15 protein-coding genes are annotated in these 14634 nt (G+C 70.8%); 6 read left to right on the forward strand and 9 right to left on the reverse strand.

Annotated elements, in window-relative coordinates; all coding sequences use genetic code 11:
- Positions 1-314: 314 nt before the first annotated feature.
- The 3 genes from AB0C36_RS40080 to AB0C36_RS40090 form a co-directional block, all read right to left on the reverse strand.
- Positions 315-869 (reverse strand): hypothetical protein, encoded by a 555-nt coding sequence (locus AB0C36_RS40080; RefSeq protein WP_358363923.1) that lies wholly within the window; start codon positions 867-869, stop codon positions 315-317.
- On the reverse strand, positions 866-1702 hold the full coding sequence (locus tag AB0C36_RS40085; protein WP_358363924.1) for an alpha/beta hydrolase fold domain-containing protein: 837 nt from the start codon (positions 1700-1702) through the stop codon (positions 866-868). The genes AB0C36_RS40080 and AB0C36_RS40085 overlap by 4 nt, the downstream gene beginning before the upstream one ends.
- Positions 1703-1886: 184 nt before the next feature.
- Positions 1887-3416 (reverse strand): MFS transporter, encoded by a 1530-nt coding sequence (locus AB0C36_RS40090; protein WP_358363926.1) that lies wholly within the window; start codon positions 3414-3416, stop codon positions 1887-1889.
- A 367-nt stretch (positions 3417-3783) separates the two neighbouring features.
- On the opposite strand from AB0C36_RS40090, the gene AB0C36_RS40095 reads away from it, so the two are divergent.
- Together AB0C36_RS40095 and mgrA are read left to right on the forward strand one after the other, a co-directional pair.
- A complete protein-coding gene (locus AB0C36_RS40095; RefSeq protein ID WP_358363927.1) occupies positions 3784-4422 on the forward strand; it encodes a TetR/AcrR family transcriptional regulator in 639 nt (212 codons plus the stop codon).
- 62 nt (positions 4423-4484) lie between these two features.
- Positions 4485-5471, forward strand: coding sequence for an L-glyceraldehyde 3-phosphate reductase (gene mgrA / locus AB0C36_RS40100; RefSeq protein ID WP_358363929.1), 987 nt, complete (start codon positions 4485-4487; stop codon positions 5469-5471).
- Here the strand turns inward: mgrA and AB0C36_RS40105 are convergent, their stop codons facing one another.
- From AB0C36_RS40105 to AB0C36_RS40120, 4 genes are all read right to left on the reverse strand, one after another.
- Positions 5472-6230, reverse strand: coding sequence for an alpha/beta hydrolase (locus AB0C36_RS40105; RefSeq protein WP_358363930.1), 759 nt, complete (start codon positions 6228-6230; stop codon positions 5472-5474).
- 363 nt (positions 6231-6593) lie between these two features.
- Positions 6594-7280, reverse strand: coding sequence for a hypothetical protein (locus tag AB0C36_RS40110; RefSeq protein ID WP_358363932.1), 687 nt, complete (start codon positions 7278-7280; stop codon positions 6594-6596).
- Positions 7281-7407: 127 nt separating this feature from the next.
- Entirely contained in the window at positions 7408-8520 is a 1113-nt protein-coding gene (locus AB0C36_RS40115; RefSeq protein WP_358363933.1) for a carboxylate-amine ligase, read from the reverse strand.
- A gap of 176 nt (positions 8521-8696) precedes the next feature.
- Positions 8697-9071 carry an HGxxPAAW family protein gene (locus AB0C36_RS40120; protein WP_358363935.1) on the reverse strand — a complete coding sequence of 125 codons (375 nt, stop codon included), beginning with the start codon at positions 9069-9071 and terminating at the stop codon, positions 8697-8699.
- Between the two features lie 320 nt (positions 9072-9391).
- Between AB0C36_RS40120 and AB0C36_RS40125 the strand changes: the two genes are divergently transcribed.
- Positions 9392-9544, forward strand: coding sequence for a hypothetical protein (locus AB0C36_RS40125; RefSeq protein WP_358363936.1), 153 nt, complete (start codon positions 9392-9394; stop codon positions 9542-9544).
- Positions 9545-9894: 350 nt separating this feature from the next.
- On the opposite strand, the gene AB0C36_RS40130 is transcribed toward AB0C36_RS40125, so the two are convergent.
- A complete protein-coding gene (locus AB0C36_RS40130; protein ID WP_358363938.1) occupies positions 9895-10161 on the reverse strand; it encodes a DUF4235 domain-containing protein in 267 nt (88 codons plus the stop codon).
- Between the two features lie 235 nt (positions 10162-10396).
- On the opposite strand from AB0C36_RS40130, the gene AB0C36_RS40135 reads away from it, so the two are divergent.
- The 3 genes from AB0C36_RS40135 (at position 10397) to AB0C36_RS40145 (ending at position 13553) form a co-directional block, all read left to right on the forward strand.
- Entirely contained in the window at positions 10397-11605 is a 1209-nt protein-coding gene (locus tag AB0C36_RS40135; protein WP_358363940.1) for an NAD(P)/FAD-dependent oxidoreductase, read from the forward strand.
- Positions 11606-11700: 95 nt separating this feature from the next.
- Complete coding sequence (locus AB0C36_RS40140; RefSeq protein ID WP_358363947.1) at positions 11701-12669, forward strand: RNA polymerase sigma-70 factor; 969 nt, start codon at positions 11701-11703, stop codon at positions 12667-12669.
- Positions 12670-12917: 248 nt separating this feature from the next.
- Positions 12918-13553 (forward strand): hypothetical protein, encoded by a 636-nt coding sequence (locus tag AB0C36_RS40145; protein WP_358363942.1) that lies wholly within the window; start codon positions 12918-12920, stop codon positions 13551-13553.
- Between the two features lie 2 nt (positions 13554-13555).
- On the opposite strand, the gene AB0C36_RS40150 is transcribed toward AB0C36_RS40145, so the two are convergent.
- Positions 13556-14107, reverse strand: coding sequence for an anthrone oxygenase family protein (locus tag AB0C36_RS40150; protein ID WP_358363945.1), 552 nt, complete (start codon positions 14105-14107; stop codon positions 13556-13558).
- Between the last annotated feature and the right edge of the window lie 527 nt (positions 14108-14634).

Here is a 14634-nt window from a genome sequence, read left to right on the forward strand (position 1 = left end):
GCCGCCAGTCAGACTTTCCTGCGCCGGAGGGAGCGCCAGCGAACGCAGGTGAAGGAAAGTCAGCGGTCGGAGTGCACATTTTCGTGACGGAGCGAGGAACGAGCGCAGTCACGAAAATGGGTGCTACGGCCGCACTCGAACAAAAGCGCCCACCCCGGCCAAGACCTGACCAACCCCGGGACAAGGCGTCAGCCACCCCGAGACCAGGGGTTCACCACCCCCGAAACCAGGCGTTAACCGACCCCGAAATCAGGCGTGCACCGAACCCGAAACCATGGGTCAGCCGACCCCGGCCCCAACCCCGCCCCCAGGCCCTACCCCACTCCCTCACCCACAACCCCCGGCACAATCCGGTAATCCCGCATGAACACCAGATTGTGCAACTCCGCAGCAGCAATCCCGCGCAGGACCGGCAGTTCGGCAGCTGCCTGCTCCTCCGTGAAAACATTCAGCGGCCACTGCCCGACGGTCCCGCCCTGTAGGTGCGGGTGGTGGAACCCGGCCCCGTACACGGCATGCAGCAGGACCGGCGCAAGCCCTGCCGCACGCTGCTCAGGCCAGCCGAGTTCCCACCGCGCCTCCACTCCGCCAACCGCACCACCGCTCCCACCTCCGCCACCAATCTCACCCCCGCCCCGGCCCCCCATCACCCGCCGGACCCCCGTCGCGGTGATCTCCCCCGTTCCAAGAAGCAGTTCGCTGTTCATTTCCGCCAAGGCCAGCCGCGCATAAGGGTCGATCAGCCGCACCGCATCCGAGAACAAGCGCTCTTTCCCCCGCCTCGTCCGCTCAACAGCACCAGGCTCCTGCCCGTGCGTACCGTCGCGCAGATCGGCGAAGTGACGCAGGAGCGATGAATAGTGGTTCATCGTGCACTCCCATCGAACTGCCGGACATCGCGAATTTCCTCGTAGGCCACACCCACCCGTCGCCGGAACTCCGGCGAGCCGAGGAACGCACCGTGCCCGACACCAGGCAATTCGTGCAGGGTCACCGACACACCGGCGGCCACAAGCGCATGCGCGTACGCCCGTACGTCGTCGACAACCGGGTCCAGCGCACCGACGACAAGAACGGCGGGCGCCACACCCGCAACGTCCGTCGCCTCCGCCGGGGTGCTGTAGCCCGCGCCCCCGCGCCCCGGACCGCCGCCGGTCCCCCGGCCTCCGCGGTACGCGCGCCACGCCGCCGCCAAGTCCGTACGCCGCGGAAACGCCCCCGGGTCGCGGTGGTACGACGCCGCCCTGCACGCCGGGTCGATCGGCGGGTACGCGAGCACCTGCCCAGCCAGCGGCAAACCCGCGTCCCGGCGTACCAGCGCCGCGGAAGCGGCGAGCGTGGCCCCCGCGCTGTCGCCGCCGACCACGACCGGGGCGCCGCCCGCTCGTTCGTCGGCCCATGCCACTGCCGCCAACACGTCCGCCAGAGGCGCGGGATGCGGATGCGCCGGAGCGAGGCGGTAGTCGACGCCGACCACGGTCGCACCGGTGAGCGACGCGAGGTGCGCAAGCGCGGGATGCCACTCGGCCACCGCACCGGAGTGCCAACTGCCGCCATGGGCCCAGACCAGGACACCCGGCGCACTCGAGCCCGCCACGCCGACCGGGCCTGCCGCGCCGGAACCGGACCGGTAGACGCGGGCAGGGACTTCGTGGTCGCCGGCGGGGATCACGGCCGACTCCCAGGAGACGTTGTACGGCATCACAAGATTTCCTTCCGTCACCGACGGTCCGAGGCTGGGACCAAGACAGAGCCCGACAGGGACCAAAGACAGGCAGGTCACATGAAGCAACCGGCATGACAAAGAAGTTGAACTGACGCCGGCGCGATGGGGTGGGGGTCCGCCGACCCGCCCACCCCATCGCCTCCAGCCACGCAAGCCGCCGTCACGCGATCGGCTCGCCGACCCTGCCGCCGTCATGCCCGGCACCACCGTCGACACCGCCGCCGACACCGCTCGCACCATCACGCCCGGCACCGCCGTCGACACCGCCGCCGACGCCGCTCGCACCGTCACGCGCCGCACTGCCCGCAGCACCCCGCCCGGTACCCCGCCCGCCGAGGAACAGCCCGGCCAGCACCGCCCCCACGAGCACCAGCACCGCGTTGACCAGGATCGCCGTCGTGACGCCCGACAGAACAGCGTCCGCACCGGTACGCGCCCCCATCGCCGCCGTGGCGATCGCACTCATCACCGGGATGCCGAGCGTGATGCCGACCTGCTGCGTCATGGTGGCGAGCCCGGTGGCCAACCCCTGTTCGTCGTCCGGGAGTCCGGAGGTCGCGGTGACCATGAAGCCCACGATCACGAGCATGTTGCCGACACCGCCGACGAACGTGGCAACCAGCAGCAGCCAGATCCACGCGCCCGACGTCCCGAGCGCCACGAGGGCAAGCGTGGCCACGGCCTGCACCACGCCGCCGCCGACGATCGTCGCCCGGTTGCCGAACCGCCCGACCGCACGGCCGCCGAGCGTGCCGCCCAGCACCGTCCCGATCCCCAGGACACCGAACGCGAGACCGGTGGCGAGCGGGGAGTAGCCCAGAACTTCCTGGAGGTAGAGCGTCAGCAGGAACACGAGGGACGTCTCGGTCACGAAGGCGACCAGCCCCGCCCAGTTGCCCCAGATCACGTTGCGGCGCTTCAGCACACGCGTCGGCACCAGCGGCTCCGTGGCCCGGTCCTCGACGAACCAGAAGCCGACCAGCAGCGCGAGGCCGACGACCAGCGAAACCAGGGTGGTCGGCGTCGTCCAACCGTGCTCGCCAGCTTGCGTAAGTCCGAACACCAGCAGGAGTAGTCCGCCGGTAACGGTGATGGCGCCGGGTATGTCGAGCTTGGGCCGCCGCGCCGGACGGGAGTCGGTGATGACGGACGGCGCGAGGGCCACGATCAGCGCCGCGACCGGAACGTTGATGAAGAACGCCCAGCGCCACGACAGCAGGTCGGACAACAACCCGCCCAGGATCGCGCCCGCGGTGAACCCCGCGGACATGAGGGCTCCGTTGAGGCCGAGTGCCCGCTCGCGCAGCGGCCCTTCCTTGAACGCCGTGGTCAACAGCGCCAATCCGGCCGGAGTCACGGCCGCGGTGGCGAGACCTTGCAGAACACGCGCGACGAGCAGGACCTCGGGCGACGTGGCGAGTCCGCCGAGCGCCGAGGAGAGTCCGAGGACGGCCATGCCGCCGATGAACAGGCGCTTGCGTCCGACGAGATCGGCGATGCGGCCGAACAAGAGCGTGAAGCCGGCCGCCGCGAGGGCGAACGAGGTGGCGATCCACTGCAGATTGGCGAGCGAGAAGCCCAGGCCCTCTCCGACAGCAGGCAGTGCAACGTTCAGAATCGAGAAGTCGACGGCGACCATGAACTGGGCGCCCAGCAGCAGGGTCAGCACGAGCTTCTGACGCCCCGTCATGCGGACCGCCCCGGGCGGCCCGGGTGTTCCCGGCGACCCGGATGTTCCTGGCGAGCCGGGTAGCTCCGGTACCCCAGCCCCAATGGGCGCGGAAGCCGCCGCAGGCGTCGCCGCGGCCTGGGGGCTGGTGTGTGTGGACGTTGTGGACATGGCGAGATCTCCCATTCGGGCAGGTCGGAAGTCGGGGTGCCGGGATCCGAGTCGAATGCACCCGGCCGCGCAAGCGGCCAGGCACTGGCACTGGCACTGGCACCAAGCACCAAGCACCAAGCACCAAGCGAACTAGAGCCCTTAACGGGCTTGGCGTCCCGTTAAGGTAGGATCACCGTAACACCATCGAGCGACCTAATGGAACAGGAGTCCCGTTATGACTTCCGACGTCGAGCCGGGCACCACTCGCCCCGGCGGACGTACCGCGCGCGTACGCGAGGCCGTGCTGCGCGCCGCGGGCGACGCTCTTGCCGAACACGGCTTCGAACGCCTCGACCTGGCCGACGTCGCACGGCGCGCCGAGGTCGGCAAGACCACGGTGTACCGGCGCTGGTCCACGACCACCGGCCTCGTCGCCGACCTGCTCGCCGACATGGCCGAGCAGTCCGTCTCCCGCAGCGCCACCGGTACGCTGCGCGGCGACCTGCGCGAGAACGCCCGCCTCGTGGTGCGCACCCTGACCGACCCCCGGCAAGGGCCGCTGTTCAAAGCCGTGATCGCGGCCGCGACCTGCGACGAACGCACGGCCGAGGCGCTGCGCCGCTTCTACGCGACGCGCATCACCGAGTGGGCGGGGTGCGTCGACCAGGCCGTCGCACGCGGGGAGATCCCGGCGAACACCGACGGCCGCGAGGTGATCCGCGCCGTCTCGGCTCCCCTCTACTACCGTCTCCTCGCCAGCGGCGACCCCCTCGACGAGGCGAGCGCCGACCGCGCGGCAGACGCGGCCCTCGCCGCCACGCTCGCGGGCGTCTACACCGCCGACACCCCCGACACCCCCAACACGGCCACCTGACCTGCGGCGGCCGCGCGCTCCGCGCCGGATACGTTGGGATCCCGACCAGGAGGATGTGCTTCATGACCGGCTTCGCCGACGACCGCTACCACAAGATGGCGTACCGCCGCACCGGGCGCAGCGGCCTCAAGCTGCCCGAGATCAGCCTCGGCCTGTGGCAGAACTTCGGCGACGAGAAGCCGCTCGCCAACTCCCGGGCGATCCTGCGCCGTGCCTTCGACCTCGGTGTCACGCACTTCGACCTCGCCAACAACTACGGCAAGCCGTACGGCTCGGCGGAGACCAACTTCGGCCGCATCCTGCGCGAGGACTTCCACGGCCTGCGCGACGAACTGGTGATCTCCACCAAGGCGGGCTGGGACATGTGGCCGGGCCCGTACGGCGACCTCGGCTCCCGCAAGTACCTCACCGCGAGCCTCGACCAGAGTCTGCGCCGCATGGGCCTCGAGTACGTCGACATCTTCTACTCGCACCGCCCCGACCCCGACACGCCGCTCGACGAGACGATGGGCGCGCTCGACCGCGCCGTCCGCCAGGGCAAGGCGCTGTACGTCGGGATCTCCTCGTACACGGCCGAGCAGACCCGCGAGGCGGTGCGCATCCTGCGGGACCTCGGCACGCCGCTGCTCATCCACCAGCCGGCGTACTCGATGCTGAACCGCTGGATCGAGCCCGACCTGATCGACGTGCTGGGCGACGAAGGCGTCGGGTGCATCAGCTTCTCGCCGCTCGCGCAAGGCCTGCTCACCGGCCGCTATCTGGAGGGCATCCCGGAGGGGTCTCGCGCGACGCAGGGGTACTCGCTCTCCTCGGACCGCGTCACGGAGGAACTGCGCGCAAAGCTGCGGGCGTTGAACGACCTCGCCGCCAAGCGCGGCCAGACGCTCGCGCAGATGGCCGTCGCCTGGGTGCTGCGCGACCCGCGGATGACGTCCGCGCTCATCGGTGCGAGCAGCGTCGCGCAGTTGGAGGAGAACCTCGCCGCCCGCCGCAACCTCGACTTCGCGGACGACGAACTCGCTGCCATCGACGCGCTGCTGGCTTCCTGATCAGTCGAGGAGGAGCAGGCGCCGGAGCAGGCGCGTGCGGGCGTCCCGGCTGATCGCCGCCACCGGCGCAATGCCGTCGAAGCCGTGGCAGCCGCCCGACCACACGTGCAGTTCCGCCTGCCCGCCTGCCTGCCAGATCGCGTTCGCGTACGCCACGTCCTCGTCCCGGAACATCTCGGCCGAGCCGACGTCGATGTACGCGGGAGGCACCCCGGACAGGTCGGCGGCCCTGCCGGGTACCGCGGAGGGCGGCGGGTCGTCGGCATTCCGGACATCACCGAGCGGATCGACGCCCAGTTCGTCCGCGTGCCGCACCACCCAGACGAGTCCCGCGTGGCAGTCGTCCAGCGGGGCCGGATACCGGACTTGCGGCACCAGACGGTATTCGACGGAGATGACGGCGAATTGCAGCGGAAGGGCCCACTCCCGGACGATCCGCGGCAGCACCGACCACGCGTTGCCCATGACCATGGCCCCGCCGTGCATGTAGTAGAGCAGCGGCAGCGGTCCGACCGCCGCGGACGGCCGTACGATCACAAGCGTGACGTCGGGTGCGCCCGGCGGGCCGGGAACGCGCAACTCGGCGACCTCGTACCGGCCGTCGCCCCGCAGATCCGCCGCGGTGGGCCGGGGCCGGCTCGTGCCGTCCCGCTCCTGCCACTCGGCCAGGTTGTCCAGGGTCAGCGACTCGCGCGGGCCGTCGCCCGACAACGACAAGGCCCGCAGCGCGACGCCGAGTTCGGGATCGAACGGCGGCACGGGCAGGCGGGACGCCTCCCACTCGTCCGACTCGTTCCCCGCTCCCCGCTCCCCATGCCTGCGGCGGTTGCCGCCGCCGTCATCGCTGCTGTCGCCTTAGCCCACGTTCACCCGCCGCAGCCCCGTTCGGTTGCCGCAGCCCCGTTCGGTTGCCGGTGTGTGATCACCGGCAAACCCGTGCGATAACTCCGCGATCTTCCGCGCGTCAACGTAGTCGGTGTCCGCGGCGAATCGCTTGGTGACGTGGGGCCCAGGGGGACGAAGGGCTCCCGCACAGCGGGCGCTGCCGCGGAGTCGAGTCCGAGCAGCCATCAGACACCCGAACTCCTCGATGCCTTCCGTGGCTCACCCGTCACTTACCCGTCACTCACCCGTCCTACGGCTGTGGGCCGGCTCCCCCGGCTTGCTCTCCCATTGAGCCTCGCCTTCCTCCGCTGCCTCCGCGTCCCGTACTTCCGGCGCGTCCGGGCGGAACGTGGGCGTCAGCATGCCAAGCCGCATCTCCTCAAGGCGCTTGGCCTGGTCCTCGGCACGATCGACGAGGCGGTGCAGTTCGGCCTCGGACAGCCGGTCGTCGTGCTCGGCCACCGCGCGCAGGGTGCGCCAGCACGCCGCCTTCGTCTCGACTCCGGCGCGCATGGCCTCGAGTTCGACGACGGCACTCAGCGGGGAGCGGCTCATGAGACGGCCGTTCGGCTTGAGTCGCCCCGCTCGCTCGGCGACCCAGGCGAACGCGGATTTCGCCTGCGGCAGGGAGAAGCCGAGGTCGATCATCATGCGCCGCAGGGTCTCGCGGTCCTCCGCGATCTCCTGGGCGAACGCGGACAGCGGAGGTCCGTAGGCCTCGTTCTTGTGGACGTCGGCGATCCGGCGGGCGAGGGCCAGGCCGCCGGTAGCTCCGGCGAAGTGGTCGCCCAGGTAGATGCCGAGCAGGCGGTCGGCCTCGGCGTTGTCGTCGGCGCGGCGGTTCACCGGGAGCCCCCGGTACCACATCACCCTGGTGACACCGGGCGGTGCCGTTTGCGATTTCGGCATCGTACGTCCCGCCATGACGGGCCTCCATCTGTCGTCTACGTCGTTGTTTCCGATCGGGCGGATACCCGCGTTGTGCGCGCTGATACGCGATCGCACCATCCCTGCGCGGCGCGGTTTGGCGACCACGGCGCGCAACCCGGCGTCAGCGCGCGCCCTGGGTCTCCGCGACCAGCAGGTCCACGACGTCGTCGAGCCCCGTGTCGTCCGCGACGGCGCGCAGCCGGTGCGCCGCACCACCACCCGCAAGCTCGCGGTCGACGAGGTCCGCAACAGTCGCCCAGTCGCCGGCCGCCTCCAGGGCGCCGCGGAAACGCTCCAGCAGAGTGCGTACGACCTGGGCCGCCGGCGCCGCCCTCCGGTCGACGGGATTCAGCAGGTCACCGCGCAGACCGGAACGAGCCGCACGCCATGTGGCGGCGCGCAGCCACTCGGGGCGCACCGCCTGAACGGTCGGCGCCGCACTCTCACCGGGGGCGGTACCGCCATCCCGCACTGCCTCGCACGCGTCGACGACCATGGCGCGGAAGAGCCCGGCGATCATCACCACCGTGTCCACCCGGGGGCACGCATCGCACACGCGCAGTTCCAGTGTGTCCTGGTGGGCCGACAGGCGGAGGTCGAAGTAGACCATGCCCGAATCGGCGATCACCTTCGCCTGTATCAGCTCGTCGACCATGGCTTCGTACTCCGCGGCCGAGGCGTACGCCCCCGGCGGTCCGGAGGTGGGCCACCGCTGCATGACCAGGTTGCGCCAGCTCGCGTACCCGGTGTCAGCGCCCAGCCAGAACGGCGAACTCGCGGACAGGGCGAGCAGCACCGGCACCCAGGGGGCAAGCCGGGCCATGGCCTGGACGCCGGTATCCCGGTCGGGCACGTCCACGTGCACCTGTGCCGCGCAGATCAGTTGCTCGTCCGCGACAGCCGCGTACTCCTCCATCATCCGGGCGTAGCGCGATGTGGGGGTTGCGTCCAGCGTGCCGGTCCGGGTCTGCGGCGGGGCGCCCGCGGCCATGACGCCGAGGCCCAGCGGCGCCGCGGTCTCCGCCAGCAGCAGCCGGGTGCTCGCCAGGTCGGTGCGGAGCGAGTCGAGCGTGTCGTGCACGCGGCTGTTCGTCTCCACGACGGACTGCTGGAGTTCCCGGACGAACGTCCGGTCCGGCAGGCGTTCCAGCAGGCCGGACGCCGCGGAGACCGGCATTCCGGTGGACAGGTCCACGATGTGGAACTCTTCCTCGACCCCGATCCGGACCGGCACGACGCTCCTTCAACTTCAACTTCAACTTCAACTGCAACTTCAACTTCGGCCTCTCGGCCCTTCGGCCTTTTGACCCTTTTCGGCCATTTCAGCTCTTCAGCTTCGGCGCGACATACGCACGGCAATCGACCCGGCGGCGCCGGCCGCACCCCTGGCAGCACGCCAACCGCAGCACCTCAGCTGCGTCGGCGTGCGGCTTCGTGGACGCCTTCATGAGCGCCTGCGCCGTCGGCGGTCCACTGCCGGGCGCCGCCCCCGTCCACGTACTGGTCGCGCAGTTCGACGTCGCCCTCCTGGTGGTAGCCGGGCGGGACCCCGAACCCGAACATCGACAGGACCTTGCCTAGCACGGCGCCAACCGCCGCCACCCCGACACCGGTCCAGAACAGCCACGGTTCGGCCAGCGGCAGTGCCACCGCGGCGACGACGCAACCCGCCAGGATCACGGCCACCCCGATCCAGGCGGCCGAGCTGTGGCCCGCGTTGCCGGTACGGATGTCCCCGCGCCCGTACCGCTCCCGTGCCCTCTCGCGCTGGTCGTGGCTCGTCATACGTGTGCCTCCATCCGTGAGCCTGCGGCTCCTCGAGCCCTGGACTTCCTCACCTCCCCGCGGAGCGCCGCTACCCGCCCGGGCCGATCCGATACGCATCCGACTCCCGTTCACCGCAACCACGCCAATCCTCGGCGGCAACGGCAGCCACAGCAGCGCCGCCCGCCCCCCGGCGACGTTTCGGTGCGGCGGCGGTCAAGACCGTGCACCGTCTGTGGCCCGACGAGCAGCTGCCTGGGGAATTGGGTCAGAATCCCTCCGACGCCTCGACACTCCGAGCAGGCTGCGGAGTCGGTAACCGAGGAGATGGTGGGCGCAACGTGCCGTGCGGCGACGACCCGGCGGAACACCGGTCGGCGGTACGGGAGTACGCGGAAGCGGGCGTCGACGAGTTCTACGTCGGCCGGCTCGGCCCCCAGCAGGAAGGGTTCTTCGACTTCTACCGGCCCGAAGTCCTGCCTGCCTTCGGGTAGTTACGTCCGGCGCGTACGTCTCCCGCCCCAGCTTCCGATGCATGTCAGCCGGTCCGATGTGCGTCGGCCCGAGTTCGTACGGCTGTTTCCCGAGTGGCTCCGCCGGCACCGGGTAGCGGCGTTGCAGAGGTACCCGGGACAACCGGCCGGACCGACCGTTCCGGCCTTGGTGCAGACAACGGGTCGTACCTTCGCTGTAGAACGCGTGCCGACCGGTCGCCGTCGGGTCCTCACCGGATATGGACGGGCAGCGCTGCCCGCGGTTCCCGCGGGCAGCGCCCTGCCGTCACCGGCCGCTGCCGGCCAACAGGCCTTCCCGGCCGACAGCCAGACCTGTCAGCCGTCAGCCGTCAGCCGGGCCAGGTACCCGTCATCCGGCGCACCGCTGTCGCGCCGCCCCGGTCGGTGGCCGCCTTCACAGCCGCGAATATGGCGCCCTGCAGAGCCGCCGCAAGGAGCACCTCGCGCCACCGGCGGTCCTCGTCGGTGGCGTCAGGCGCGTCCTTCTCGTGGCCGAGAACCTTCCAGACTTGCTTGAACACGGCCCCCGCGGCCATCCCGCTCAGCGCCCCCGCCAGCAGACCCACCGGCTTGTACGCGATTTTCGCGGTGTTCATCGCACATCTCCCTCCACCCGTCGGCCGATCTTCGTCCGGCGGCTACCCGAGACACCGCACTTCACCCGCATTCGGACCCGCCGGTGACGCGCGTCCGCCGTCACTCACCCCTCCCCCGCACACCCTGTGGCGCGGGTCACATCAGCCCCATGTCACGAATCGAGGGCCGACTTCCATCTGGTGGTCATCAGCAAGCGCGGAACAGGCGCAGCACAGGCGCAAAAGGAGCGGACCGATGACCACACAGAACGAATCCACTGCCACCACCGCCCACCGCATCGTCGTACTGGGCGCGGGATACGCGGGGATGTCCGCGGCGGTCCAGCTCGCGGCCCGGACGAAGAAGCGCGAGGACGTGCAGGTCACCCTGGTGAACCCGGACGAGCGCTTCACCGAGCGGATGCGGCTGCACATGGCGGCCACCGGCCGGACGCTCGCCGAGCTGGACATCCGAAGCCTGCTGAAAGGCACCGGGGCCCGCTTCGTCCGCGGCTGGGTGACCGGGCTGGACGCGGACGCCAAGGTCGTTCGGGTCGACGACGAGCTGAACCTTCCGTACGACACCCTGGTCTACGCCCTCGGTGCCGCCTCCGACGTGTCGGCCGTGCCCGGCGTGGAGGATCACGCGTACACCCTCGGCGGCGCACACGACGCCGAGCTGCTGGCCGACCGGCTTGCCCGGCTGGCCGCCGGCGGCACGGTGGCCGTCGTGGGCACCGGGTTGACCGGCGTCGAATCGGCGGCGGAGATCGCCGAGCGTCATCCGCACCTGGACGTGGTGCTGCTGGGCCGCGGCGAGCCGGGCGCGGCCATGAACGCGAAGGCCCGGACGTACTTGCGCTCGGCGCTCGACCGCCTGGGCGTCCGGGTCCTGAGCGGCGTCGAGGTGGCCAAGGTGCTGCCCGATGTGGTGGAACTGTCCGACGGGGCGGGCATTGCGGCCGATGTCGTGCTGTGGACCGGCGGCACTCGGGTGTCACCGATGGCGGCCGCCGCGGGTCTGGCCGTCGACGAGCGCGGGCGCATCCGCACCGACGCGGCGCTGCGTTCCACGTCCCATCCCGCGGTGTACGCGGTGGGCGACGCCGCGGCCGTGCACCAGGGCTACGGCGTCATGCACGGCACCTGCCAGGGCGGCATGCCGACCGGGGTGCACGCCGCCATGTCGATCCTGCGCGAGCTGAAGGGCAGGCAACCCAAGCCGTTCCGGTTCGGGTACTACCACACGCCGGTGAGCCTGGGCCGCAACGACGCGGTCGTGCAGTTCACCCGCCCCGACGACAGCCCGCGGCGGGCGTACCTCACCGGCCGAAAGGCCGTCTGGTACAAGGAGACGGTGACAGCCGCACCATGGCCGACTTTCGGCCGCATGAAGAAGATCCCCGCCTCGGGCGCGTTCTGGCCGCACGGCGGCCGCTTCACGCGGATCCGGGGCACGCGGTGACCCGGCGCGACGCCGACAAGGGCGCCGACACCGACACCGACACCAACGACGAGACCGACAACAACAGAAACAGCAACAGCAACAGCAACAGGACCATCGACGGGGCCACCCCGGGGACGAACCCCGGGACCACGGACGCCGACGTCTTCCACGACAACCGCAACCTGCTGTTCTCCGTGGCGTACCGCATCCTCGGCACCGCCGCCGATGCCGAGGACGCGGTCCAGGACGCCTGGATCAAGTGGGCCGCCGCGGACCGCACCCGGGTCGCCGACCCCAAGGCGTACCTCACGCGCATCGTGTCGAACCTTGCCCTCGAACGGCTGCGGTCCACCCGGCACAAGCGGGAGACCTATGTCGGCCCCTGGCTTCCCGAGCCCGTCCTGACCAGCGCCGCCCGCGACACCGTCGTTGCCGCCGGTACTGCCGACACCGCCGACCTCGTCGTCGGCGCCGAGTCCGTGTCGATGGCCATGCTGGTCGTCCTGGAGACGCTCAGCCCTCTGGAACGCGCGGTGTTCGTGCTGAAGGAGGTGTTCGGTTTCGGCCACGCCGAGATCGCCGAGGCGGTCGAGCGTTCCGAGGCCGCGGTACGCCAGGCCGCGCACCGCGCTCGCGAGCACGTACGCGCCCGGCGGCCCCGCTTCACCGCCGACCGGTCGCGGCAACGCGAGGTCACCGAGCGCTTCTTCGCCGCCGCGACCGGCGGCGACGTCAACGCCCTGATGGAGCTGCTGTCCCCCGACGTCACCTTGTGGACCGACGGCGGCGGCAAGGTACGCCAGGCCCTGCGTCCGATCTTCGGTGCGGAGACGGTGGCCGGCTGGTTCGCGGCGATCGGCACGGTCACCTACCAGGGCATCGACCCCGCCGACATGAAGGCCGAGTTGGCGGAGATCAACGGCGGTCCCGGCATGGTGTTCAGCGGTCCGGACCGGGTGATCGCCACGGTCACCTTCGATTTCGACGCCGAAGGCCGCATCACCGCCGTCCACAACGTCGCCAACCCCGACAAACTCCACGACATCGGCAGCGGCACCACACGTGAGCTGGGGACGAACTGACCGACCCGGACCCGGACCCGGGAGACCGGGTCCGGTCCCCGCCGTCCGGCGCCCCCGGCACGCGGACGGACACGGCGGACACGGACGCGGCCGACACGGACACGGCCGAAACGTGCCGGCGTGAAACGGGCAGGGTCGAAACGGGCCGGGCCGACAGCGGCGTGTCCGCTGTCGGACGACGGAACTACGCTGGCCCCGGTTCCGGTCCTGCCGCACTTCGGAGGCGCGCTGTGGGTGGTCGTTCGTTCATGCTCGCAACACGAATCCCGATGGAACGGGACGGGTTCGACGCCTGGCTCGCGGCACCGCTGCCCGGTCTCGACGCCATCGCCGACCCGCGGGCGATGTACACCGGGTGGGGCGCCGACGGATCAGTCCCCGACTGGGACCTGACCGAACTCGCCGACTACCCGGCGGCGGTCGCCGCGATCCGCGCCGACCGGGAGAAGACACCGCTGGAACTGCTGGCCGCCCGCGCGGCCGGGGGCTTCACGCTGGCCCGCCACCACGATGGGGCCCTCGAGATCTACCTGTACGACTACCACGGCGAGTCGTCCACGACGCACACCGAGCTCCTGATGCTGGCCGGCGCGGGACGCTTCGCGCGGCCCGGCACCGAGTCGCCGGTGATGTTCTGGGGCGGTGACGTCGACCCGGGGCTGCCGCCGCGGGGCCACCTGCCGCTTGTGGTGATGGTCGTCGTCGGCGGCGGGCCGGCCCGGTTCGTGGAGACGTACCCCGTCCACGAACTGACGGACAGTCTGCGGACGGTCGAGCAGGCGTTCCTCGCCGCGGTCGTCGAGGGCGACGCCGAGTCGTACGGCTGGGACCCGTCCCAGGTGCTCGATCCGGCGATACGCGCCGTCGTGCCTGCCCGGGACTGAACTCAGGCCCCGTCGGTGTGCCCGGCACGCGCGCGACCGCGCAGCAGGATCGCATACGACATCGCGCCGATCGCCGCGGTCGCCAGCAGCGTGCGGACGATGTTCCAGGCGATCCACGGGTCCTCGAAGTCGGCGCGTACGGCCGCCGGGTCGGCTATCGCCGACGGCGCTCCGGCGTCGGAGAGGTCCTCGTTGAGCGGGATGTTGAACGCGACGGTGGTGACGATGCTGAGCGTGTAGAGCACGAGGGCGGTCACGATCCACCGCCCCACCGGGCCGCCGCCGCGGCGCCGCTGCATGATCGCGGCGGCGAGCGGGACCAGGAACGCGCCGAGGAAGCTGAGGAAGAACACCGGGTTCTCGATCGTGTCGTTGACCCGCTGGAGGAAGTCGATGAAGACGCGGTCGTCGGCATCCGCGAGCGCCGGCATGATCGCGCACGTGAAGCAGTAGTAGACGCCCGCGATCAGACCCATGAGCACGGTCGATGTGATGAGCACGGCGTCGAGGGCGTCGCGGCCGGTGCGGCGCGGGGATGCGGTCGAGGTATCCATGTGTCTCATTCAAGCGAGCGCGGACGAGCCTTCCCATCGCTCAGAAGCCAAGATGCATGTGCATCCGTCTCGCTGTTCGCCTACGACTCGCCATCCGCCTGCCGATTCGTCGCGCGCGTGCGACTTGGCGCGCCCGGCGAGCCACATGCGTGTGGAGCATGGATTTACGAGGATGCCGTTTCAGATTCAGCAGAACCTGACAGCAACCTTCGTCGTTGCACCATCCGTGGACGAACAGCTTGACATCGTCGTGATCGGTCCCGTGGATGCGGTCGAACGCACCAGGGCCCGGCTGACGGAGACCGGCGACCTGGCCGACGCGGAGCCGGTGCTGCCCGACGCGGACGACCCGACGCACGGCTCGTGCTGGATCCGCCTGGTCCCCCCGGACCGGACGCAGCCGCCGCCCGAACAGGCCGTGCGCCGGGGCGAGCCTCGCTGTCCCGTGAGCTGGCCGCCAACGACTGGCAGGAGCGCGAGCGCAAGGACCCGGCCGAGGACGGCAAGCGCGGCAAGGCGTCGGACCG

Source organism: Streptodolium elevatio, from assembly GCF_040649515.1.
Lineage (GTDB): Bacteria > Actinomycetota > Actinomycetes > Streptomycetales > Streptomycetaceae > Yinghuangia > Yinghuangia elevatio.